The following is a 22,849-nucleotide window of genomic DNA, read 5'->3' on the forward strand; positions in this document are numbered from 1 at the left end:
AACCCATAATACCCGCAAACAAATGACATGTCTATATTTTTTATTCGAATGGAATCTGCTGTCGCTTCATGTTGAATTGTGCGCTTTCCCGAGAAATAATTTCCGCATGCGTAAAGGTTATTTCCTCATTTTTCAGACAGATGATACTCGTACAAGCAGAAGCCGTGTTTTTTCATATCCTGTAATGAGGTGATGAAGAATGGTTAAGATTTTTATTGATCCTGGCCATGGCGGGTCTGATCCAGGTGCAACAGGAAATGGCCTTCAAGAAAAAACGTTAACCCTGCAAATCGCTTTAGCTTTACGTACGATATTGACAAATGAGTATGAAGGAGTTTCTTTGCTGCTGAGCCGGACAAGCGACCAATATGTTAGCTTAAGTGACCGGACAAATGCCGCAAATAACTGGGGAGCAGATTTCTTTTTGTCCATTCACATTAATTCCGGGGGCGGCACAGGATTTGAAAGCTATATATACCCGGGTGTAGGAGCTCCGACAACAACTTACCAATCTGCAGTTCACTCTGCAGTGATACAAGCTGTCGACTTTGCCGACCGCGGCAAAAAAACAGCAAACTTCCACGTCCTAAGGGAGTCGGCAATGCCTGCCCTATTGACCGAGAACGGATTCATTGATACCGTTGCTGATGCAAATAAGCTTAAAACAAGCAGCTTTATTCAAAGCTTAGCGAGAGGCCATGCAAACGGGCTGGAGCAAGCCTTTAACCTTAAAAAAACATCCAGCTCAGGGTTATATAAGGTTCAAATCGGCGCATTTAAAGTGAAAGCGAATGCGGACTCACTCGCTAGCAGTGCCGAAGCTAAAGGCTTTGACACGATTGTCGTTTTAAAGGACGGATTATACAAAGTGCAGATTGGCGCATTTTCGTCCAAAGACAATGCGGACGCTCTTGCTGCCAGAGCGGAGAATGCCGGCTTTGACGCAATTGTCATTCTAGAATCATAGTCTAGACGCGGACGAGCGTTTCATAAAAAACCCGGCTCCTCATCACGAGAAACCGGGTTTTTTTATTCAAGAATATCAACAACAAATTGTGACCATGTTTCCAGACGGTTATAGATGTCGTCCTGTCTTAATTCTGAGACTTTCATCCATTTACCCGCAATTTGTTCTTTCTCCTTTACTTCCACTTTTGAGCCAGGCTTCAACTGAAGCGCAGAAAGAATACCGATATGCACTTTGCCGACACTGTTTTCATCATCATTGATGAGTCCCAATGTGACAATCGCCTGTTTATCCTCTTCATGTATTTGCAGTTCTTCGTCAAGCTCACGGTCTGTGTTCAGCTTTAAGACTTCAGCAAATGAGGCTGCTCCTTCGATGGCGTTCATATGGCCTCCAAAGCCGAGAGAAAGCTTATTGTGCAGACGTGATTCTCCTCCACCAGCCAGCCGCTCGTAAAGGAAAACTTCATCTTTGCGCTTAATGACGACATAGGGAATCGGCTGCTTGTAATGAGGATCTTCTTCTGCGTCTCCCCTTCTCATTTCACGATAGGCTGCTTCGATCTGAGCCATGATTTCTGCTACTCTGCTATCTTCACTGTTCACGCCCTGAAAGGTTAAGCTCTCCTTCTTAAACACGTCGTCGCGCGGGGCGACCAAAATCATTTCGTCCATCTTTCCCATGGTTACTGCGTCCTCCTTATTTAACCTTCAAGCGAAAAGAGCAGATATTATATCTGCTCTTTTTCATCTCCAAAATAAAAGTCATCGTCTTTGAGCGGCTCAACTGTCGCTTTTTTATAACCGTTCCCCTTCATAGAGAAGAAGTCATGTGATTTTGTTTTTGTATTTAATCCGTTTAAAACGATCGGATTAATATCTTCCTCTTCAAAGTATGGATCAAATCCAAGGTTCATCAGCGCTTTATTGGCATTATAGCGGATGAATTTCTTTACATCGTGTGAGAGTCCGACTTGATCGTACAAGTCTTCTGTATACTCAAGCTCATTTTCATATAACTCATTCAGAAGGTCGATCGCAAAGTCGCGAAGCTCTGCTTTTTTCTCTTCTGTCTGCTTATTATAGATTTCCTGAGCAAGGAGACCCACATAGACGCCGTGAATCGCTTCATCACGAAGGATCAGGTTGATGATTTCACCGCTTTGCATCAGTTTTCCTTGTCCGTAGAAATATAACGGATAATAGAAACCGCTGTAAAAGAGGAAGCTTTCCAGATAAACGGAAGCAACCATCGCTTTGAACAGTGAAATCTCATCATCTTTTTGAATGGCTTTGTAAAGTCCGACGATGATTTGCGCTTTTTTCTGCAAATATTTATTTTGTTTAACCCATTCGAATACTTCATTAATCGTTTCAGTCGGTGCCAGGGTCATGAAAATATTAGAGTACGACTTCGCATGGACAGCGTTCTCCATCATTGCCATAAAGTTCAGCACCGCTTTCCGCTGATGACCGTCTACGTGTTCAGCCACGATTGGCATTCCCGTATTCCCCTGCTCTGTATCAAGAAGAGTAAGTCCGGCCAGTACCTTCATATAAGTGTCCTGCTCGTTTTTTCCGAGGTACTTCCAAGTGAGGAGATCGCCGTTTAAAGCAATCTCTTCCGGAAGCCAGAACTGTTTCACGTTTTGGTTATAGAACATTTGGGTAAAATCGTCTTCATGCTTTGACCAGTTTGCTGCGTCATAAATTTTTGTCACTATAAACTCTCCTTTAATCAAACAACACAAGAAAGGCAGCTGTCTTGCCCAGTATCTTTCGTTCTTGCATAGTAAATGGTTTTAATTCCTCTGTGATGTGCATACAGATCGATTCGGTTTAAATCACGAGTCGTCATTGTGTCTTTTAAGAACAATGTGAAGCTGATTCCCTGATCAATGTGCTGCTGGATAGTCGCGATCATATCTACAACCTTGAACATGTCCATATCGTAGGCTTCTTTATAGAAGAACCAGTTATTAGATGCAAGCCCAGGCATTGGGTAGTACGTTTTTGAGTTGCCGTATGTTCTTTCTTCAATCCGTTCCATAATCGGCATGACAGACGCCGTGCTTGATTGAACGTATGAGATAGAGCCTGTCGGCGCAATGCATAATCTATAGCTGTGATACATGCCGTGTTCAGCCACAAATGCTTTTAGCTTTTCCCAGTCCTCTGTCGTCGGGATATGCATGCCTTCAAACAGGTTGGCGATTTTTTCGTATTTCGGTGAGAAATCAGTTGAAACGTATTTGTCGAAGTATTCACCTGTCGCATAGGTTGATCCTTCATATTGATCAAACGTTTCACCCTTCTCTTTTGCGATTTCCGCAGAACGCTGGATGGAGTAGAAATTCACCATCATAAAGAACGTGTTTGCAAAGTCACGCGCTTCCGGACTTTCATACGCAATGCCGTTTTGCGCAAGGTAGCCGTGAAGGTTCATAGCGCCGAGACCGATTGATTTCATCGCTTTGTTTGCCCGTCTTACAGCAGGCGCATTGCGGATATCAGTCGTTTCAGACACGTGTGTTAAAGAGTCTGTCGCAAGCTTAACTGTCTTTTCGATTGATTTGTGCTCCATGACGTTGAGAATGTTAAGCGAACCCAGGTTGCAGGAAATATCCAAACCGATTTCATCTTCTTCATCATAGTCTGTGTATGAAGAAACCTGAGATGCTTGCAGCACTTCAGAGCAAAGGTTAGAAAATTTCACCTTGGAAATATGGTTATTCGCATGCACTTTATTCACGTTATCTTGGAACATGATGTATGGATAGCCTGATTCAGAACGAAGCATCGCCAGTTTTTCAAGCAATTTCCGCGGGTTGATTTTTTCCTTTTTCACCCGAGGGTTGTCGACAAATTTGTCGTACATTTCGTTCATGTCCATCTCATCCATGTGTTGGCCGTACTCTTTATAAATCGTGTGCGGATAAAATACGTAAGCCGCTTTGTCCTCACGCGCAAGCTCAACGAACTTATCCGGAATGACAACACCGATAGAAAGCGTTTTGACGCGCACATCTTCATCAGCAGAAATCTTTTTCGTATCGAGAAAATCATTGATATCGCGGTGGAAAATGTTTAAGTACGCCGCGCCAGATCCCTGTCTTTGTCCCATTTGGTCAGCGTAACGGAACGCGTTATCAAGAAGCTTCATGACGCCTACAACGCCTTTTGTGGCATTTTCGACATCTTTAATGGCTTCACCTTTCGCGCGAAGCTTGGACAGGTTAAGAGAAACCCCGCCGCCCAGTTTCGAAAGCTGCATGGAAATATCGATCGCTCTTGAAATATCGTTTAATGAATCATTGACCTCGAGCAAGAAGCAGCTCACCAGTTCACCGCGGCGTTTTCTGCCGGCGTTCAAAAATGTCGGTGTGCTCGGCTGGTATTCCTGATTGATCATCAGGCGCACATATTCTTTTGCTTTCTCAGTGTCGCCGTTTGCGAAGAACAGCGCGACAATTGAGATCCGGTCCTCATAACGCTCGAGGATTTTTTTCTTGTCATTCGTTTTCAAAGCATAGTCATTATAGAATTTAAACGCACTCATGAAGGAAGGAAAACGAAACTTCTTAGCGTAAGCTGTCTTAAACACTGCTTTAATGTCTTCAAAAGAATAAAGGCTTAAGAATTCCTCTTCGTAGTATTGGTTTTCAATCAAATAATCCAGCTTCTCTTTTAAATCGTGAAAGAAAACTGTGTTTTGATTGATATAATCTACAAAATAGCTATGTACAGCCTCTTTATCCTTATCAAACTGGAATTTTCCATCTTTTTGGATCATAATTTCGTTATTTAACTGGATCCATTTTGGCACTTGATTTTGTGACAACTCTTTCTACCTCCTGAGTAAACAATTCAACGTCTTTAGATGTGCCGCTGAGTTCAAATTTGTGCAAGATCGGCACCTGATATTGTCTTGAAATGGTATCGGCGCTTTTTGCAAAGTTATCGCCCCATACTTTATTGCCGCTCGCAGCGACTCCTAATAAGAGATGGGCGTATTTTTCGAGAAATGATTGTGTTGATGCCGGTACCTGACCGAAGTTTGTCGTGTAGGTGACCAAAACAAACGGAGTGTCCAGGTGGTCAATTTCGTCCACCTTGCGTATCTGCTGAAAGCCTATTTTGTTCACAAACCGCTGAACATTCCCTGTTTTTGAATCAAATATGATTTGTACCACGTTTTATCACGACCTATCAAAAAATATGAATCTCTCATCACTAACACTATATATAGTATACTACCCTCTAGCAAAAACACAATATATAGATTTGTTTTTATGAAAAATTCATATTTTGATCAAATCAGGCAAATGGGCAGACTCATAAGGGCCCAAAAAAGAGAGCAGAACGAGAATCATCTCTCGTCCTACTCAGGGTGTCGTTTTTAAGCCGATGTATATCATAACATGAAAAAAAACTGCTTAGTAGTCTAGATTTTTTTTTCTTAAGCTATCACAGCATTTTTCGCTCTCTACTGTTTCTTCTATTTCAACATCCGCACCGATCTCTTCTAAAACCGCCTTCAAAGCGCTGATGATTGACGCTTCTCTGATTAATTCTTTTCCGTTCACAATGATGCTTGTTCCGTATTCATAGCAAGAATCATCTTCGCAAATTTCTTCCCAATGATTCACGATCACTTTATGCTTCATTTTTTCACCCTCTGTTTGATCTGTGTCTGTATTTAGTTTAGCGGGTAGCATCCTCTTTGTAAAATCGGATGCTTGTGAATTTTATTCAAGCTCATCATCCGCGTATTCTTTCTTCAGCTTTACCTCATTGCGGGACTCATTATACTCATAAATTTTAATATAGCCGTCCTCCAGAACGCCAAAATGATTATGTTCAAGCGGAAACGAGGTTGGCTGAGGCGTATCATCATCTGAATTGCCGCTGTCTGTTTCAATGATAGTTTCTTGGTGCCCGCACGCCCCGAACAGCAAAAATACAGCTATCCACACAAGCACAATCCTGATTCGTCTCAGTTCTGCTTCACTTTCAAACAAGATCGCGTCACTCCCAGATTCAGATTTTTATATGATATTCGTTATAGCCTTACATATGTTGATCTCATAAAAAAAGACCGTGCCTTGGCATGGTCAGCTTACAGAACAACTTGGTTCATTTTAAAAATGGCTGCCGAGATTCCCCCGACAGCCTCCCCATGCGTTGACATGGTATTTTTGTAATCTATTCGAGTTCAAGCTGGACGTTTTTTTGCGGCGCAAACGTTGAGATCGCATGTTTATATATAAGCTGCTGCTTCCCTTCCGATTCCAGCAATACGGTAAAGTTATCAAAGCCTTTCACTTGGCCACGCAACTGAAAGCCATTCAGCAAAAAAACAGTGACATACGTATTTTCTTTCCGGATTTGATTCAAAAACTGATCCTGAATATTAATCGGTTTCATGTTTCGTCCTCCTTGATTCTCTATATCATACAGTTTCGATTAAAGTTCGAGTTTTCCTGCTATATGTGTGAAAATTTCCTTTTTTTTCAGCTCCATGTCAACGGGCGGTGTCATATCGAACCAGGTAACCTGCATTTTGTTGCGGAACCACGTCAGCTGGCGTTTCGCATACCGTCTTGAGTTCTGCTTTAGCTGATCGACGGCATCAGAAAGTGTCACAAAACCGTCAAAATATGCATATAGCTCCTTATAGCCTATCGCCTGTATCGACTGACAGTCTCTCACATTCCGGTCGTAGAGGCGTTTCACTTCCGGAAGAAGACCTGCCTCCATCATCATATCGACCCGCTGATTAATTCTAGCGTAAAGCGTGTCTCTGTCCATTGTCAGTCCAATTAACACAGCATTGTACAAGAGTTCTCGTTTTTGCTCCTTCAAATGCTGGGACATCGTTTTTCCAGACGTGTGTAAAATTTCCAGCGCACGAATGACTCTTCTTGTATTATTCGGATGAATCGCAGCTGCTGCCTCAGGATCTGCCGCAGCAAGTTTGGCATGAAGAAAGTCAGCGCCTTCCCGCTCCGCAGCTATTTGCATGCTTTGTCGAAAAGCAGGGTCGTTCGCCTCTTCCGTAAATGTATAATCGTACAGCACAGATTGTATATAAAGCCCTGTACCGCCGACAATCATCGGAAGCTTTCCTCTTTTGGCAATCTCGCTGATTTTGTTTCTCACTAAGCCTTGATAATCGGCGGTGGAGAAGGAATCTTGGGGATCTAAAATGTCAATCAGATGATGGGGCACTCCCTCCATCTCCTGTTCGGTGATTTTAGCTGTTCCAATATCCATCCCTTTATAAACCTGCATCGAATCTCCGCTGATAATTTCCGCGTTCAAGGATTTAGCTAGCTGAATACTTAAATTTGTTTTCCCCACTGCCGTCGGTCCGACTAAAATGACAACGGGCTGCTTCGTATTATTCAATATGTATCACTCTCTTTTATAAATCTCCCCCCATTATAGCATTCATCATGTACAACCACCTATCCATTTTGCCCTTTTTTTGCACCGGTAAACATCCTGCTACCAGCCGAGCGGCTCATTGCCGACGATTTCTCTCGTCCTTCCTTTCAGGGCATGCCGATGCGTTTTTCTTCCGTCATCTTTCGGATCATACACAACGCCTCCGTACCGGATCTCAATCGGTTCATTATAAGCCAGATACGTCGTTTCTTCGATTTCGTGATAATGAGTGCCGTCTGCTAAGGGAATCGCAGGGCCCGAGATTCCGTAATACCGGTGGAAATGACCGCTTTCAAAAGACGTAATCCCAGTAAAGTAGTGTGTATGCTGATCGGTATTCGATCCATTAGCCGGCTGAGTAAATCCTTCAATGAGATGATAATGTCCCTGTTCTTTGGTTGTTTTGACATGATAAGCATGTGCGTGAGGCGGCGCTTTTGACCAGTCAGACGGATACAGGCCCAATGTGATCACATCCCTTCTTTTTCATCAAACGCCCAATCAAATCTAGGTAGGCTGAATACACTGCATCATCTACAATTTATTACAGGAGGAAAGAAAAAATGAACGAGATAGAGAATTTCACTGCTGAAGATACAAGAATATTTGGAAGACCTTTTGGGTTTGGAAGACCTGGATTTGGCTACGGGTTTGGATTTGGCCGTCCATTCGGATTTTACGGGGGACCTTTTTTCGGCGGCCTTGTAGGCGGGCTTGTAGGAAGCGCTTTATTTAATCCTTATTTCTATGGCGGATATCCCTATTATCCGTTTCCTCCATATCCTTATTACTATTAAACACAACAGACCTCTTAAAAAAGGGGTCTTTTTTATGTCAGTGAAAATGAATCTCTTGACTCATACTTAGGCATACACTAATATTTTTCTAGCTGAGATTTTTATGACCTAAAAACATATTTGAAGTGAGGAGAATTTACAATGTTAATAGGATACATATTCCTCACGATTGCCATATGCTCGGAATCGATAGGAGCGGCCATGCTGAAAGTGTCTAACGGCTTCAAAAAATGGAAGCCAAGCGCCTTGGTCGTGATTGGCTATTCCCTCGCCTTTTACATGCTGTCGCTCACCTTAAACCATATCCCCCTGAGTCTCTCATATGCGACATGGAGCGGCGTGGGCACGGTGCTGACGGCAGTGATCGGAGTGAAATGGTTCAAGGAAGAACTGAACGTGAAAGGACTAATTGGAATCCTTTTATTAATTTCAGGGGTTGTGTTACTTAACTGGCAGTAAGGAGTGATGATCATGAAAGGATTTCTTTATTTGGCTCTTGCCATTGTATCTGAGGTTTTCGGGAGCACGATGCTGAAGCTTTCAGAAGGATTTACACAAGCCTGGCCCATTATCGGAGTCATTGCCGGGTTTCTTTCTGCTTTTACCTTTCTAAGCTTTTCTTTAAAAACAATTGACTTATCAAGTGCGTATGCGACATGGTCGGGCGTTGGAACGGCGCTTACAGCCATTGTCGGATTTTTGCTTTTTGGCGAAACCATCAGTTTAAAGGGAGTGTTCGGGCTCACGCTTGTCATTGCAGGCGTCGTCGTGTTAAATCAGTCAAAAGCCCCTGCTAAAGAAAAAAAACAGACGGTCTGTGAGTGACCGTCTGTTTTTTTATTCACCAGCCCGTTTTACAGTGGCCTCAAGCTGCAGCTCGACATTTCCTTGAACTGCGCGTGAAATCATGCATGACGACTCCGCCTTTTCACAAAGCTTGTGCGCCAATGCAATGTCTTCTTGTGAAGCATCATGTTTGAGCACGACGGAGGGACGGTGAATGATCTTTTTGTATGTAAAGACTCCTTTTGTGACGTCGACAATACCTTCTGACTCCATCTGCAAGTCTTCTTTTTCCAGCCCGCTTCTTTCCATCATTGCAGCAAGTGTAATAATGTAACAGGTCGCTGCCGCCCCGAGAAGCATTTCATCTGGGTTGGTTCCCTCTCCCGGTCCATCCATTTCTTTAGGAATAGAAATAGATGTGATGAGGTTTCCGCTTTCGATCGTACCGACGTCATTGCGGTTTCCCGGCCAGTTCGCTTTTAAATAAAAATGATGATCTGCCATCGTATGTTTTGCCTCCTTTTATGATCCTATTTCAGTCTACTGATCTTCTCTTATTTTGTCTTCAGATCTGCTTGTTACGAATACTCTTTTTCAAGGACACTTTTGATCGCACGAACATAAGCATAAAATTCACTGTTCTTTGTGTATTTCCTATTTTTATAATAAAAATCATCGAAAAATGCTTCTCTCTGTTCGCGGCTGATTTCCAACTGGATACTCAGCCCTGTTTCCCCTTGGTTGTTAATGTTTTCGGCACTCAATCCAGCGAGACCGCTTTTAGACGACGCTAGCTCAGCTGAAAATCCTCTTCTCTCAAGGGCTCTTACGATCATTTTCGCCCGCTTTCGGTCTGTGCCTCCAACAAGTGTATTCTTGTTCTCCCCTTTATATCCGTGAAAAGCCACAACATATTGGTGCTCCTTGATTTTCTTTGCAGCCAATGGCTCATCAAAGTTGGTGCTTGTAATGTGCAGCGTTTGGTTATCGTGTGACTTCAGCCCTTCAAATAGGTATGTAGAGTATTCATTATTGAAATACCGCACAAGCTCGCTTACTCCGCCTTCAATTCTTCCGCCGTGCGGAGACATAATTAAGACTTTGCTTCCCTTTTTTTCATTATAAGAAATATCATAATCGGCTGGGCTCTCATTCTCTGCCAAGCTGCTGAAATTTGAATATGTATCTGGCTGATCAGATGGTTCAGGTTCTAATGAGTAATGAACATATCTTAGGAATAAGACAATGGCTAAGACTAATATGACATTTAGTATAAATCTTCTCATGTTTAACTCCTTTCATAAGAATGGCACGGTTCATTATATGAGGTTTAGCCAATAGGTTTTATCTTACCATTGTATACACTATATCATCAGTGAAAAAGTTCCCGGTTTCAAAAAATCAATTGATTGTCACAGTTAATAGCGGTTCATTTCAAATATGAGTGAAAAAAGATTGAGAGGAAAGGCAAAAAAGGTAGGAACAACCTCACTTGGTAATTAAATGTATAGAGGTTTAAGGAGGGTTTTTCCAATTAACGGGCTGGCCGGTATACAGAAACGGACAGCCTGTTATCGTCCTGCAAAATAGAAATTTTGCTTATTTGTTCTCACAAAGTCACAGGAGAGAATAGAGTCTAACAAAAACGTTCTGATCTGTTGTTTCGAAAAACAAAAAGCTTTGATTTGCGTTTTGCTTTTCTGTCTTACAATAATCGTTCTTTTGCTTATCGTTCCGTCTTTCTTCATATATATAATGCTGATTGGCATTTGGCTTTCCAAAGACCGATGTAAGAAGAAATTCATCCAGCTGCACCCTTCCTGCCTATTTAATATGACAACATTATAATACGAACAAACGTTCTTCTTCAATGTCCAATGATTGCCACGACTTATGAATCTTTCGTATCTGATTCGAAAGGTTCATAAAAACCAACTCATGTCTGCCTCTTATAAAGGACAAACAAACTTACCAAACCTATCATCTGTTCATAGAGTATACAGAGAACCTTATAATAGGAGGAAAATACATGTTTGGGTACTCTATGGTACAAATGGTGAGAGCAAATGCTCATAAGCTAGATTGGCCGTTACGGGAAAGCGTCTTGCAGCTTTACAAGCCCTTCAAATGGACTCCTTGCTTCTTGCATCAATTTTTCGAAACCAAATTGAAAAACAGAAAAAAAATGTCAGTCATTATTGAATTTGAGGAAGGCTGTCACGAGACAGGCTTCCAAACGGCTGGACAGGTGCTGCAAAAAGAAAAACGCAGCAAGCTAAAAAGCCGCTTCAACAAAATCAATTGCTGCAGCGCGGAGGTTACCCCTTCAGCGTTACATTCTCTTCTTTCTGAATGCGGCGATATCCGCAAAGTGTATTTAAACCGAGAAGTCAAAGCGCTTCTAGACACGGCAACTGAAGCAAGCCACGCGAAGGAAGTCGTTAGAAACGGGCAAACCCTGACAGGAAAAGGCGTTACCGTCGCTGTTGTCGATACAGGAATCTACCCGCACCCTGATTTAGAAGGCAGGATTGTCGGATTCGCGGACATGGTCAATCAAAAAACCGAGCCTTATGATGATAATGGTCACGGCACACACTGTGCAGGTGATGTTGCAAGCAGCGGCGCGTCCTCTTCCGGCCAATACCGCGGACCTGCACCGGAAGCCAACCTAATCGGTGTGAAGGTGTTAAACAAGCAAGGTTCAGGAACGTTAGCGGATATTATTGAAGGTGTAGAGTGGTGTATTCAATACAATGAGGACAACCCGAATGAACCGATTGATATTATCAGTATGTCGCTCGGGGGCGATGCGCTTCGATATGATAATGAACTGGAAGACCCGTTAGTCAGAGCGGTTGAAGAAGCGTGGAACGCGGGGATTGTCGTCTGTGTCGCTGCCGGAAACTCAGGGCCTGATCCACAAACGATTGCAAGTCCGGGCGTGAGCGAGAAGGTGATTACAGTAGGTGCGCTTGACGATAACAATACCACAAGCAGCGATGATGATACAGTCGCTTCCTTCTCAAGCCGCGGGCCGACAGTATACGGGAAAGAAAAGCCTGATATATTAGCGCCCGGTGTTAATATTATTTCCCTTCGCTCTCCGAATTCTTATATCGATAAGCTTCAAAAGTCAAGCCGTGTAGGATCTCAGTATTTTTCAATGTCAGGAACATCGATGGCAACGCCCATCTGTGCAGGAATTGCAGCTTTAATCCTTCAGCAAAATCCTGACCTTACACCTGATGAAGTGAAAGAGCTGTTAAAAAATGGCACAGACAAATGGGAAGATGAAGATCCGAATGTTTACGGAGCGGGCGCTGTAAACGCAGAAAATTCCGTTCCCGGCCAATAGACAGCATCATAAAGCCGGCAAATCTCTCTCAGCAGAGTTGCCGGTTTTATGTTTTGAATTTTCATAATAATGGGATAAAATAATAGAAAATGGATGAAGGAAGTGGGTAAAATGCCATATTATATCTGCAACACATGCGGTGTACAACATGCGCAGACTGTAAATCCGCCTAACTCATGTCTGATTTGCGATGAAGAAAGGCAGTATATTCATCCTGATGGACAATCTTGGACAACCCTTGAAGACATGCGTGAAAAAGGAAATCTTCAAAACATCCTAAAAAAGGAAGAAGAACAACTTTATAGCATCAAAACTGAACCAGAGTTTGCGATCGGACAGACAGCATTTCTTATCCAGCATAATGGCTTTAACGTGCTGTGGGATTGCATTTCATATCTTGACCAAAAGACAATTAACCAAATTAACGAATTAGGCGGTATCCAAGCCATCGCTTTGTCTCATCCGCATTATTACTCTGCTCAGGTTGAGTGGGCTGAAGCGTTTCAGGCCCCGATCTATATCCATGAGGATGACAAAGAATGGGTGGCAAGGCCGAGCAATCACATTCATTTCTGGTCAGGTGAAACTCTCAAGATGAAGCCGGGACTGGACCTCTACCGCCTGGGCGGACATTTTAAAGGCGGTGCTGTTCTCCATTGGAGCAAAGGCAATGAAGGGAAAGGCTGTCTATTGACCGGGGATATCATTACGGTTGCGGCGGATCGGAACTGGGTCAGCTTTATGTACAGCTATCCAAATCTCATTCCCCTTCCCGCCTCCAAAGTTGAAGAAATAGCAGCCAAAATGAAACCGCTTCAATTCAACCGGCTTTACAACGCTTTTTCTAAAGTTGTCAGAGAAAATGCCGGCGAAGCCGTCCAGCGTTCTGCCGTACGTTATATCAAGGCTCTGAACAGCGAATTGTTTCATACATAAGGGGTGAGGCGGTTCTTATGCGTGTAAAAGATGCAGCAATTGGGAATAGTATCGTGTAGATCAAAAGGAGGAATATTGATGGCATACACGAATACACAGCTATCTCAATGGCTGGAATCCAAAGTCGGCCAGACGCTTGATATTAGAAAAGGCGAATTGACCCATGATGAAGAGGTTTCAGATTTGGATCAGATTGTTCTCCACCTTCAAAAAGTGGGTATAAGAAGCACGAATCATCCTGATGACTATGTTGCAAAAGAAGAACTTGTTTTAGAAGGCGAAGGAACAACTTATACTGAGGATGGGGACGTACCGCTTCCGCAAAATGCCTATGAGATTCCTTTATTAGGTGATATTCATATTCACCAAGAAAACGAAGGATTGAAGGTTGTAACAGATCGTGCAGTATACACAATTGATGTTCAGCACAGCTGACAGTCACTTTCATCAAAATCATACAGCTTAGCGCCTTTGAGCTTTCATTCAAAGGCGCTGCTTTACATGGAACCACTTTTTCATTGTTTTCGTTCTTCACCCTATTGAATGCCGCCTAAAATAGATATATAGTTTTAGAGACAGGATTAAGTTTCAAACAATTCCGTTTTTTACTACAACTTGTTTAACAGAATGAAATCATCTATTTACCCTATTAGGCGAGGAGAATGCACATGGAAAAATTGATGTTTCATCCGCACGGAAAAGAATTTCATCACGATCCTTTTTCAGTTTTGGGCCGATTTAGAGAGGAAGATCCCATTCACCGATTTGAATTAAAACGGTTCGGCGGCACATATCCGGCTTGGTTAATCACCCGTTACGATGATTGTATGGCCTTTCTAAAAGATAATCGAATTACAAGAGATGTTAAAAACGTGATGAGCCAAGAACAAATCAAAATGCTCAACGTCAGCGAGGATATCGATTTCGTATCCGATCATATGCTGGCAAAAGACACACCTGACCATACCCGCTTGAAATCACTTGTTCATCAAGCATTTACTCCACGCACCATTGAAAATCTGCGTGGCAGCATCGAACAAATTTCTGAACAGCTTTTAGATGAAATGGAAAAAGAAAACAAAACGGATATCATGAAATCCTTCGCATCCCCTTTGCCTTTTATTGTTATATCTGAATTAATGGGCATTCCTAAAGAGGATCGGGCACAGTTTCAAATCTGGACCAATGCGATGGTTGATACCTCTGAAGGCAATAGAGAGCTGACAAATCAAGCCCTTCGTGAATTCAAAGACTATATCGCCAAACTAATCCATGACAGAAGGATACAGCCAAAAGACGATTTAATCAGTAAACTTGTGCATGCTGAAGAAAACGGCAGCAAGTTAAGCGAAAAAGAACTTTATTCGATGCTGTTCTTGCTGGTCGTAGCGGGTCTTGAAACGACCGTTAACTTACTCGGATCAGGCACCCTTGCATTGCTTCAGCACAAAGAGGAATGTGAGAAGCTGAAGCAGCATCCTGAAATGATTGCTACTGCGGTTGAAGAATTGCTGCGCTACACCTCGCCTGTCGTGATGATGGCAAATCGGTGGGCCATCGAGGACTTTACATACAAGGGGCATTTAATCAAAAAAGGAGACATGATCTTTATCGGCATTGGATCTGCCAATCGCGATCCAAACTTTTTTGAGAACCCTGAAATTTTAAATATCAATCGGTCGCCGAACAGACATATTTCTTTCGGCTTTGGCATTCATTTCTGCTTAGGAGCGCCGCTTGCCAGGCTGGAAGGCCACGTTGCATTCAACGCACTTCTAAAGAGATTTCCGGATATTGAGCTCGCGGCAGCGCCTGATGAAATCCAATGGAGAAAAAATGTCTTTTTAAGAGGGTTAGAAAGTCTCCTTGTCTCACTTTCAAAATAACATATTCAAAAAGCCCCCTTCAAAAGGGGGCTTTTGTGTTTCTCAGCGCTTCACCAATTCATCTTCCTTTTCTTCTCTTGCTTCATGTTTTTTCCGGAAAGCCTTAAGGAAATTCGCGTTCACTACTCCCTTGTTTGAATAGAGCTTTTCGCAAAATTCTAACATGGCTCTGGACGCTTTCGGTTCCGTTAATATCATGAAGTGGTTGCTTGAATCGACATCTATCAGGTTGAACTGGGGAATTTGACGCTCCCATTCCTCCCAGTAGGCAGCTTGATCGAACGGTGTTTTTTCATTTGAGAAAGTGAAATAAATGTCTAAATCACCAAAGAAAGACCTGCTTTTGTTGCGGAAGTAATAACATTTTACCGCCTCAGGATCAGGCAGAGGCTGTACAGTGTACGCTTCAAAATCATAGGCACGCTGTGTTTTCATCATTTGCTGAGTCTGCGCACGTATTTGCTTCTCCGGTTTGTTTAATCCCCGTTTCTTTGCCAAATCGATCAGCTCAGACAGGAATTCTTCATCCTCTCTGCTTGTGTCTACCTCTTCACGGCTGATGAGAACGTCAGTAAGCTTATCCGGCTTCGCAATCGATGCCAGCATTGTATTGATTGTTTGCAGCATTGACGTTTTCATAGAAGCCTCATGCTCTTTCGTGTCAGAACTGTATGGAGAGTCAATCATCACCATGCTTTTGACAGCAAGGCCTTGGCTTTGGAGCTGGCGTGTGACTTCATATGCAATCATTCCGCCTAAGGAATATCCGCCTACATCATAAGGGCCTTCCGGCTGTATGGCTCGAATGATCTCTATATAATAGGAAGCCATTTTTTCAATTCCGTGCAAAGGAGCATGTTGAGTCATAAATCCCCTTGCTTGAATGCCATAAAAAGGTCGCTGGCTTTTTTGTGCAAATTGCTGATAGATTTCAACGCCTCCTACTCCTCCATGAAACCAAAATACAGGGCGCCCCCGCTTGCCGTCATTTAACGGTATCAATTCCGGAAATGTAGGAGTGTGCTCGTTTTGTATGGATGAATCCTCCTGTTTCTTTGCGATCAAATCCGTCATATCCTGCACGGTTTGGCATGCTTGCAGCTCCGGCAAGGTGATGAAAGGATCAACTTCTGATTGCAATTGCTGTAATAACTGTATGCAAGAAATCGAATCAAATCCGTAATGCTGCAATGGCTTATGAGGATGCAGTTCTTCTGGAGCCATCCCTAATACATCAGCTAACATGTGATGATCGCTGCTGTTGATATGCTCATCGTGTGATACAGAGAGCGTATTCTCTACTGCTTGAAAGCTATTCCAGCAGTTTCTCTTTTCAAATGGATAGGTCGGCAACGGTATTCTTCGTGCACCTTTTCCTTGATAAAGCTGCTCCCACGGGATTTGCACCCCTTTTGTCCAGCAAAATGCAATCTTTTCAAGGTTGTTTTCAGACAACAGAGTCTCTATCACCATTTCTCTTAATGGACCATCAAGCAAGGTTTCGATATCTGATGAACACTCTTCTGCATTTCCGCTAAACACGGGTACAGATCTTTTCGGCTTTTCGCCTTTTTCCGCAGCTGTTAACCAGTCTCGCAAGCCGATTACGAGTTCTTTTTTACTGCGGACGACCAGCGCCAGCCGTTCACCCATCTCCTCTCGCCCGGTTTGAAGTGTATAAGCATAATGTTGGAATGACAGTTCTTGTTGTTTGTTCACATAATCTAACTGCTGTTGAACAACGGCTTTTAGCCTGTCCTGGCTCTTTGCAGAAAGGACGATCATGTATGCTTCATTCTCATTCATATTAGCCGGTGCTGTTGGTGAAGGAATATATTCTTCTAAAATGACGTGCGCATTTACGCCTCCAAAGCTATAGCTGTTGATACTCGCTCTGCGCGGGATTTTACTGCCAGCGCCGTCCTTTATATCCTCCCACTGCTGGTTCTCTGCAGTCATTCGGAAACGGGTGCCCTTCATTGACACCTGATCATTCAAAGAAGAGAATCCGGATATGCCTGGTATTGTTTGATGCTTCATCGCCATGCTGACTTTCATGAGAGCAGCCATGCCGGAGACCAGTTCACCATGTCCGATGCTTGGCTTTAAGCTGCTGATATAACATGGCGCTTCCTCCTGTACTTCTTGTGGAAGTTCCAATTCAAGCTGGCTTAATCCTGAAGTTAACGCACCCATTTCTATCGCATCTGCCAATGGAGAAGCGATCCCATGCGCTTCTAAATATGTTACCGTTTTGGGATCGATTTGCGCTCCTTGATAAGCCTTAAACATTGCATCCTTCATACCAACCGGATTTGGCGCGTGAAGTGACATTCCCCTGCCGCCATGCGATACACCTGTACCTTTAATAACCGAATAAATATGATCAGAATCATCTATGGCTTTTTGCAAAGGTTTAATGATGAGAACCCCTGCTCCTTCACTTCTGACAAAGCCATTCGCATCTGCTTGAAAGGATTTGGCCTGTCCTTCCACACTCAAATATCCCATTGAGTCGAAGCCAATGAAGCCTTTTGGTGAAAGCAGCAAATTCACAGCCCCGACAATGGCTTGCTCACATTCGCCGTTTCGAATGGATTGTATGGCTCTGTGCAAAGCCACAAGAGCTGATGAGCAGGCAGCTTCGTAATATTCGCTTGGCCCTTTTACATCCAGTGCATAGGAGATACGGTTTGGAATTAAGGAAGGAATCACAGCTGTATCCGTATTGCCGGCTGCGACGAACACTCCTGTCGGACGGCCGGATAAGGCCTGTCCTGTTAAGCCTGCGTCTTCCATCGCCTTCCATGCATGTATCAAGAGCAGAAACTCCTGCGGATCCATATATGCCGCTTCTTTAGGTGAAATGCCAAAAAACAGCGGATCAAACTCACCTATTCCTTCAATAAATCCGCCCCATTGAAGACTTGATGGTCCCTCTTTATCAGCTGATGCAAATTTACGCCAGTCCCAGCGTTCTTTTGGCACTTCAGAGATACAGTTCCTTCCGTGAATGATATTATCCCAAAATTCCGTTACACTGTTTGCTTTCGGAAACTGTCCCGACATGCCAATAATCGCCATACCGTCGGCCATAAGTTCGGTTGATTTATCCGTCTTCATCTCATAAGCCGGAATCTGTTTCATTTTGTTTTCGATTTGAGCTGGGCGTTCCTGCTGCTGATTAGTTTCGCCAAAAAGCCGCACAAATGATGCTTCATGTTTGTCCGCAAAAAAATCGGTCAGCTCTTGAACAGTCGGATATTCAAAAAACAACGTCGGATTTAATTCGAGCTTTGTCTCTGATTCCATCTCCCTTGTTAATGCAACCAATTGAGAAGAATCGATCCCTAAATCCATAATATGAGCTTTTGAAAGAGACAGTTTTGACGGGTCGGCCATGTTTACTGCCAGTTTATCTGTTACATAGCTTCTGATACGATCTTTTAAACCGCGGTTCTGATTTTCATTGCTGAATTGATTTGAAACACGCAGTTGTTTTAACGAGTACCCCGAATAGTGCAGCATCGTTTCTGACGATTCATTGATCAGATCTACATCGAACAGCAGCATGTCACCTGTATTCTTAACCAATGTAATCAGAAGCCAGCAATCCTCTTGTATCGTATGGTTTGTAAATTGAATATCATTGATTCCAAATGGCAGGAAACTGCCCTCAATGTCGAATTGCTCTAAGAAGCTGAGGATAGCCAAGTAGGCGCTGTTTGTCATCAATGGGCTTACAGTGTAATGATGCCCGTTTGCCAGACCGCTTTGAGGCAGGCGAATTTTTGCCAGTATCGACTTATTGTCTCTGTAAAGATGAGTAATCGTCTTAAATAGCTCACCCCACTCAGGCCCGTTTCCGGTTTTATACATCTGATCGATGTGATGAAGCTCGGTTAATGAATGCTTTAAGCTCTCGATATTGACTTTTTTTGGATCAAAAGAACTTCTTCCGCATTGTCCGATTGCGGCGGGCTTCCATATATCAGAGGCCATCTCGCGATACATAATTTGTAATTCTATGACATGATCCTTTTGAAACGGCTTTGCCTGCAGTTCAATGGTCTCGCCTTGTTTGATGACAATTGGATTGATATAGCTTAATTTGCTGATACGGCCGCTGTTTTCCTCAGGAAACAAATTAAAAAATGCATCAATGGCCAGACTGCTGTATGTTGCACCGACAAGCACCAGTTCATTGTTGAAGACGTGGCCTTGCACATAAGGCTCATCATATGTGAATTGATCTTTGACCGGATGATTGATATTGCTTTCGACAGCCGATGTTTTTCCATCACCTGCAGGAACATCGAAATGAAATGCTGTATGATGATCAAATGCATAGTGAGGCAGATGAACCCAGTCGGATCGGTTCCCTTGAGCAGCTTCTTTAAAATCAATGGATGCCCCTGCTGCCCATTGCTCTGCTGCACTTGTTTTTCTTTCCTTATGGGCTGATTCCGCGCATGGCTGTAAATCGAATGATGTATAAATACCTTGCTGGAGTGAACTTTCTTTTGATGTTTGGAACACCTTTAGTTTTTCAATCAGTTCCTGAGTCGATGTTACTGTAAATGCAGCCCTATGCTCTAAATCGTGGTTTCTCCTGTGTAAAGCCTGTACAATTGGTTCAATATCCAGAGCATCTTCCTTCTCTAAAAACAATTGCATGTGTTCAAGATAGCTGAGCAGGCTCCATTTTGTTTTTGCTGAAAAAACGGCTGTAAATTCCTGCTGGCGGGAAGCGATGTGTTTCTCAGGGGCCCTCTCCATATATTCTTCTATAATGAGATTGGCATAGGCCCCCCCCGCTCCGAAGGAATTGATCATGCTTCTGCGAGGCAATTGCTTTCCGGTTTCAGGATCATTCAAGCGATGCCATGGCTCCGTTTGTTCCTGAAGATAAAAAGCCGTGTTTTCCAGTTGAATATTTGGATTGACAGGTGTTGCGTTGATTGTCGGCACCAGCGTGCCCTTCTTCATCTGCAGCAGCACTTTTGTCAGCTGAGAGATGCCGGAAGCCGCCTCCAAATGCCCCAGGTTGGATTTGACAGAGCCAATCGCACAAAACTGTTTCTTATTTGTGTATTGCTGAAACGCATTTGTCAGGGCAATCACTTCAATGGGATCACCCAGCGCTGAACCATTTGCCGCTGATTCAATATAGCCGATAGTCTCCGGATCAATGCCCGACTGCTGAATCGACTTGGCAATTAATTTTGCTTGCTGCTTCGGGTCTGGAGCTGTATACATCTGTCTTCCGCCGCTATGGTTGGCAAAGCTGCTTTTGATCACAGCATAAATATGATCCTGATCCTCAATTGCCTTCGAAAGCGGTTTTAACAGGACAGCTCCAACACCTTCCCCGGGAATAAGCCCGGTTCCTGTGCCAAAACTTTTGCTTTGGTTTCCGCTTTCCAGCAAATTGGCTCGCTCCAAAGAATCATACTTTGAGAGATCGAGTGTTAAATTGACCCCTCCTGCAATTGCCATAGAGCAGCTTTTCAATTTCAGGCTTTCACAGGCAAGATGAATGGCGTTTAATGAACTGGAGCATGCTGAGCTCACAGCAATACTCGGCCCGGTCAGGTTGAAAAAATGGGAAACGCGGTTTGCGATATGCCAGTCTCCCCCATTTGAGCTGAGGACTGCCTGCTCTAATGATGGTATATTCCAAAAATACTGGTTATACATATTCCCAATAAAAACGCCCACTCCGGTGTCTCCATCCCGCAGTTCATCCAGCCTGGTTCGGGTATAGCCGCCATCCTCAAATGTTTCCCAGACGGTTTCTAAAAATAAGCGGAGTTCCGGCGTCATTTCCATTACTCGGCTTTGCTCCACCTCAAAAAGCTGATGGTCAAACGATTCTATGTCTTGTAAAAAACCGCCATAACGCTTCTGATCTGCCGGCTGTATTGAATCTTTTGATAATGTTTTCAATAACGATGTGCGCCATCTGGATTCCGGAGCCTCTGTAATACAATTGTCTCCAGCGATTAAATGCGCCCATAGCTCTTCTAAGCTATCAGACATCGGATAGCGTCCGCTGACCCCGATAATTGCGATATCTTCTATACTAGGATCATTCGTCTGCACCACTTGGAAATGGCTTGTCTTTTCCTTTTTCAACTCGTTATTTGATGCTTGTTGAGTTTCTTTGACCTGCTGCTCTTCGGCAAAGCGGCGCGTGTTAAAAGTAAACGGCTTATTAGGAGCTGTACGCTCTGTTTGAAGAGGCGCTTCATTTTTTGCAGGCTGTTTCGTTTCTTTTAACAATGTTGTCCGGAGTTTGCTTTCGTGTTCCTTAACTAAATAATCGACGAGTTCTTTCGTGTTGTTATGTTCAAATAAAATGGTTTTTGGAAGATCCCCCGTCACTTTTTCTAATTCACGAATGAAATTGACCTGCAAAATCGAATCGATTCCATACTTTTCGAATGTCGTATCTTCGTGAATACGCTCTGGTGATAGTTTTATTGATTTTGCCAGCGTATGCTTCACAAATTGTGCCGTTTGTTCAATGAGAGAAGCATTTTCTTGTGAATGATCTTTTTCAGCATCTATTTGTAAATGGCCTGTATCTTCTTCTGTCTCAGTTTTCTTCTTTTGACGGACGACTCCGTTACTTTCAGCAGCAATGATCTGCTGGCCGAGCTGATGTGATTGTTCAGCCATAAAGGATACATAGCGATATCCCTCACTCTCAAGCACCATCTTCCAAGTGTCCGGATACAGACCCGGGCATCCCGGTATACGGAGGTCAGGATCCTCATACAGCCACCAGCCCTCTAAAAGGCCGAACGTCAAATGCGAATATATATTATGATCACTTATTTCATTTAATAGGAGCAGCCCGTTCTTTTTCAAAGCTGCTTTTGCATTTCGCAATGTCTGCCGGATATTTTTCGTCGCATGCAGCACATTCGCTGCAATGACCACGTCATAGCTCCCCGGATCAATATGCTGTTCAGATGCCGGCTCCTCCACATTAAATCGTTTATATGTCAAATACGGATTGTCCGGACCGTACTTATTTTCTGCATGTATTAAAAATGCTTTAGACAGATCTGTATAGCAATATTCTTTTATATGTGTCTGCCATGCTTTCAATTTTTGAAAAACAGCCGCGCTTGTACCGCCGGTTCCGGCTCCGATTTCTAATATTCGAATCTTCGCCTCAGGCTCTTGCTTCAGACGTTCTTGCAGGTAGGCCGCTAACGTGTCCGCCAGCACATCATTAAAATAGTCAGCAACTTGGTTGTTTTTATAGACCCCTTCTACTAAATCCATAGATGAATTCGGAAACAGGATATCGGTGGCAGACGCCTTGCCGGTCAGAATATCCGGCAAGGCTTTCAGTGCTGTCTCCACCAATGTCACCATGGCTTTCATATTATTGTCTTGAAGCAGGTCAGATTTTTGTTCATTCCATTCTTTCCACAGCTCACTCATGGTGCCTATTGAGCGTGTTGGAACATGTCCGTTCTCCGTTCGCTTGAGAAATTGATGCCGTTCTAAAATCGATTGGCTTTCTTCAAACCATCTGCCATAGAAATTCTCCAATACCGGCTGGGATTTACTTTCTGTGAAAAACCCTATGGACTGTAATTGTGCGAAAAGCATTTTACAGAGAATGTCTTCTGTGTTCAGCATTGGCGCTT

Annotated in this window: 21 protein-coding genes; 8 read left to right on the top strand and 13 right to left on the bottom strand. The window is 43.3% G+C overall.

The genetic code is table 11. The annotated features are described in order from the left end of the window. Positions 1 to 199 precede the first annotated feature (199 nt). Complete coding sequence (gene cwlC / locus KHQ79_RS09505) at positions 200 to 967, top strand: sporulation-specific N-acetylmuramoyl-L-alanine amidase (RefSeq protein WP_019258473.1); 768 nt, start codon at positions 200 to 202, stop codon at positions 965 to 967. Positions 968 to 1,029: 62 nt separating this feature from the next. On the opposite strand, the gene KHQ79_RS09510 is transcribed toward cwlC, so the two are convergent. The 9 genes from KHQ79_RS09510 to KHQ79_RS09550 form a co-directional block, all read right to left on the bottom strand. Then, positions 1,030 to 1,650 (bottom strand): hypothetical protein, encoded by a 621-nt coding sequence (locus KHQ79_RS09510; RefSeq protein ID WP_225514961.1) that lies wholly within the window; start codon positions 1,648 to 1,650, stop codon positions 1,030 to 1,032. A 47-nt stretch (positions 1,651 to 1,697) separates the two neighbouring features. After that, positions 1,698 to 2,687 (bottom strand): class 1b ribonucleoside-diphosphate reductase subunit beta, encoded by a 990-nt coding sequence (gene nrdF / locus KHQ79_RS09515; RefSeq protein ID WP_003238355.1) that lies wholly within the window; start codon positions 2,685 to 2,687, stop codon positions 1,698 to 1,700. 17 nt (positions 2,688 to 2,704) lie between these two features. Further along, positions 2,705 to 4,807: a class 1b ribonucleoside-diphosphate reductase subunit alpha gene (gene nrdE / locus KHQ79_RS09520; protein WP_225514963.1), complete on the bottom strand. Its 2,103-nt coding sequence runs from the start codon at positions 4,805 to 4,807 to the stop codon at positions 2,705 to 2,707. Beyond that, positions 4,767 to 5,159 (bottom strand): class Ib ribonucleoside-diphosphate reductase assembly flavoprotein NrdI, encoded by a 393-nt coding sequence (gene nrdI, locus KHQ79_RS09525; RefSeq protein WP_003221104.1) that lies wholly within the window; start codon positions 5,157 to 5,159, stop codon positions 4,767 to 4,769. The genes nrdE and nrdI overlap by 41 nt, the downstream gene beginning before the upstream one ends. A 243-nt stretch (positions 5,160 to 5,402) precedes the next feature. Next, entirely contained in the window at positions 5,403 to 5,633 is a 231-nt protein-coding gene (locus KHQ79_RS09530; RefSeq protein ID WP_003238362.1) for a hypothetical protein, read from the bottom strand. An 81-nt stretch (positions 5,634 to 5,714) separates the two neighbouring features. Then, positions 5,715 to 5,987 carry a YmzC family protein gene (locus KHQ79_RS09535; protein WP_225514965.1) on the bottom strand — a complete coding sequence of 91 codons (273 nt, stop codon included), beginning with the start codon at positions 5,985 to 5,987 and terminating at the stop codon, positions 5,715 to 5,717. A gap of 184 nt (positions 5,988 to 6,171) precedes the next feature. After that, positions 6,172 to 6,393: an RNA chaperone Hfq gene (gene hfq, locus KHQ79_RS09540; protein WP_003221097.1), complete on the bottom strand. Its 222-nt coding sequence runs from the start codon at positions 6,391 to 6,393 to the stop codon at positions 6,172 to 6,174. Between the two features lie 39 nt (positions 6,394 to 6,432). Next, positions 6,433 to 7,377 carry a tRNA (adenosine(37)-N6)-dimethylallyltransferase MiaA gene (miaA, locus tag KHQ79_RS09545; RefSeq protein ID WP_019258470.1) on the bottom strand — a complete coding sequence of 315 codons (945 nt, stop codon included), beginning with the start codon at positions 7,375 to 7,377 and terminating at the stop codon, positions 6,433 to 6,435. A gap of 99 nt (positions 7,378 to 7,476) precedes the next feature. Beyond that, a complete protein-coding gene (locus tag KHQ79_RS09550; RefSeq protein WP_080010801.1) occupies positions 7,477 to 7,890 on the bottom strand; it encodes a YmaF family protein in 414 nt (137 codons plus the stop codon). An 89-nt stretch (positions 7,891 to 7,979) separates the two neighbouring features. On the opposite strand from KHQ79_RS09550, the gene KHQ79_RS09555 reads away from it, so the two are divergent. From KHQ79_RS09555 to ebrB, 3 genes are all read left to right on the top strand, one after another. Further along, positions 7,980 to 8,213 carry a hypothetical protein gene (locus KHQ79_RS09555; RefSeq protein ID WP_003238366.1) on the top strand — a complete coding sequence of 78 codons (234 nt, stop codon included), beginning with the start codon at positions 7,980 to 7,982 and terminating at the stop codon, positions 8,211 to 8,213. A 141-nt stretch (positions 8,214 to 8,354) separates the two neighbouring features. Then, positions 8,355 to 8,672 (top strand): multidrug efflux SMR transporter subunit EbrA, encoded by a 318-nt coding sequence (gene ebrA / locus KHQ79_RS09560; RefSeq protein ID WP_032732040.1) that lies wholly within the window; start codon positions 8,355 to 8,357, stop codon positions 8,670 to 8,672. A 12-nt stretch (positions 8,673 to 8,684) separates the two neighbouring features. Then, on the top strand, positions 8,685 to 9,038 hold the full coding sequence (gene ebrB / locus KHQ79_RS09565) for a multidrug efflux SMR transporter subunit EbrB (RefSeq protein ID WP_019258468.1): 354 nt from the start codon (positions 8,685 to 8,687) through the stop codon (positions 9,036 to 9,038). A gap of 12 nt (positions 9,039 to 9,050) precedes the next feature. Here ebrB and KHQ79_RS09570 read toward each other — a convergent pair whose 3' ends face one another. The 3 genes from KHQ79_RS09570 to KHQ79_RS09580 all read right to left on the bottom strand — a co-directional run bounded on the left by KHQ79_RS09570 (position 9,051) and on the right by KHQ79_RS09580 (position 10,804). Then, entirely contained in the window at positions 9,051 to 9,503 is a 453-nt protein-coding gene (locus KHQ79_RS09570; RefSeq protein ID WP_019258467.1) for an OsmC family protein, read from the bottom strand. A 74-nt stretch (positions 9,504 to 9,577) separates the two neighbouring features. Then, positions 9,578 to 10,285, bottom strand: coding sequence for a poly-gamma-glutamate hydrolase family protein (locus KHQ79_RS09575; RefSeq protein ID WP_003238370.1), 708 nt, complete (start codon positions 10,283 to 10,285; stop codon positions 9,578 to 9,580). Positions 10,286 to 10,570: 285 nt separating this feature from the next. Beyond that, positions 10,571 to 10,804, bottom strand: coding sequence for a hypothetical protein (locus KHQ79_RS09580; RefSeq protein ID WP_003238371.1), 234 nt, complete (start codon positions 10,802 to 10,804; stop codon positions 10,571 to 10,573). A 224-nt stretch (positions 10,805 to 11,028) separates the two neighbouring features. Between KHQ79_RS09580 and aprX the strand changes: the two genes are divergently transcribed. From aprX to KHQ79_RS09600, 4 genes are all read left to right on the top strand, one after another. Further along, positions 11,029 to 12,357, top strand: coding sequence for a serine protease AprX (gene aprX, locus KHQ79_RS09585; RefSeq protein WP_225514967.1), 1,329 nt, complete (start codon positions 11,029 to 11,031; stop codon positions 12,355 to 12,357). Positions 12,358 to 12,468: 111 nt separating this feature from the next. Continuing rightward, a complete protein-coding gene (locus tag KHQ79_RS09590) occupies positions 12,469 to 13,293 on the top strand; it encodes an MBL fold metallo-hydrolase (protein ID WP_225514969.1) in 825 nt (274 codons plus the stop codon). 78 nt (positions 13,294 to 13,371) lie between these two features. Beyond that, on the top strand, positions 13,372 to 13,728 hold the full coding sequence (ymzB, locus tag KHQ79_RS09595) for a protein YmzB (protein WP_019258463.1): 357 nt from the start codon (positions 13,372 to 13,374) through the stop codon (positions 13,726 to 13,728). A 233-nt stretch (positions 13,729 to 13,961) separates the two neighbouring features. Then, complete coding sequence (locus tag KHQ79_RS09600) at positions 13,962 to 15,179, top strand: cytochrome P450 family protein (RefSeq protein ID WP_225514971.1); 1,218 nt, start codon at positions 13,962 to 13,964, stop codon at positions 15,177 to 15,179. 42 nt (positions 15,180 to 15,221) lie between these two features. Here the strand turns inward: KHQ79_RS09600 and KHQ79_RS09605 are convergent, their stop codons facing one another. Then, entirely contained in the window at positions 15,222 to 22,841 is a 7,620-nt protein-coding gene (locus tag KHQ79_RS09605) for a beta-ketoacyl synthase N-terminal-like domain-containing protein (RefSeq protein ID WP_225514973.1), read from the bottom strand. Positions 22,842 to 22,849 lie beyond the last annotated feature (8 nt).

The sequence above is a fragment of the Bacillus sp. TSO22 genome, from assembly GCF_020223595.1.
Taxonomy (GTDB): Bacteria; Bacillota; Bacilli; order Bacillales; family Bacillaceae; genus Bacillus; species Bacillus inaquosorum.

Bases quoted from the DNA above. Each gene is read 5' to 3' on its own strand.
- KHQ79_RS09605 (WP_225514973.1), bottom strand. From the start codon at position 22,841: ATGCTGAACACAGAAGACATTCTCTGTAAAATGCTTTTCGCACAATTA.
- ebrA (WP_032732040.1), top strand. From the start codon at position 8,355: ATGTTAATAGGATACATATTCCTCACGATTGCCATATGCTCGGAATCG.
- ymzB (WP_019258463.1), top strand. From the start codon at position 13,372: ATGGCATACACGAATACACAGCTATCTCAATGGCTGGAATCCAAAGTC.
- KHQ79_RS09510 (WP_225514961.1), bottom strand. From the start codon at position 1,650: ATGGGAAAGATGGACGAAATGATTTTGGTCGCCCCGCGCGACGACGTG.
- KHQ79_RS09590 (WP_225514969.1), top strand. From the start codon at position 12,469: ATGCCATATTATATCTGCAACACATGCGGTGTACAACATGCGCAGACT.
- cwlC (WP_019258473.1), top strand. From the start codon at position 200: ATGGTTAAGATTTTTATTGATCCTGGCCATGGCGGGTCTGATCCAGGT.
- aprX (WP_225514967.1), top strand. From the start codon at position 11,029: ATGTTTGGGTACTCTATGGTACAAATGGTGAGAGCAAATGCTCATAAG.
- ebrB (WP_019258468.1), top strand. From the start codon at position 8,685: ATGAAAGGATTTCTTTATTTGGCTCTTGCCATTGTATCTGAGGTTTTC.
- KHQ79_RS09575 (WP_003238370.1), bottom strand. From the start codon at position 10,285: ATGAGAAGATTTATACTAAATGTCATATTAGTCTTAGCCATTGTCTTA.
- KHQ79_RS09555 (WP_003238366.1), top strand. From the start codon at position 7,980: ATGAACGAGATAGAGAATTTCACTGCTGAAGATACAAGAATATTTGGA.
- hfq (WP_003221097.1), bottom strand. From the start codon at position 6,393: ATGAAACCGATTAATATTCAGGATCAGTTTTTGAATCAAATCCGGAAA.
- KHQ79_RS09530 (WP_003238362.1), bottom strand. From the start codon at position 5,633: ATGAAGCATAAAGTGATCGTGAATCATTGGGAAGAAATTTGCGAAGAT.
- KHQ79_RS09580 (WP_003238371.1), bottom strand. From the start codon at position 10,804: ATGAATTTCTTCTTACATCGGTCTTTGGAAAGCCAAATGCCAATCAGC.
- KHQ79_RS09570 (WP_019258467.1), bottom strand. From the start codon at position 9,503: ATGGCAGATCATCATTTTTATTTAAAAGCGAACTGGCCGGGAAACCGC.
- KHQ79_RS09600 (WP_225514971.1), top strand. From the start codon at position 13,962: ATGGAAAAATTGATGTTTCATCCGCACGGAAAAGAATTTCATCACGAT.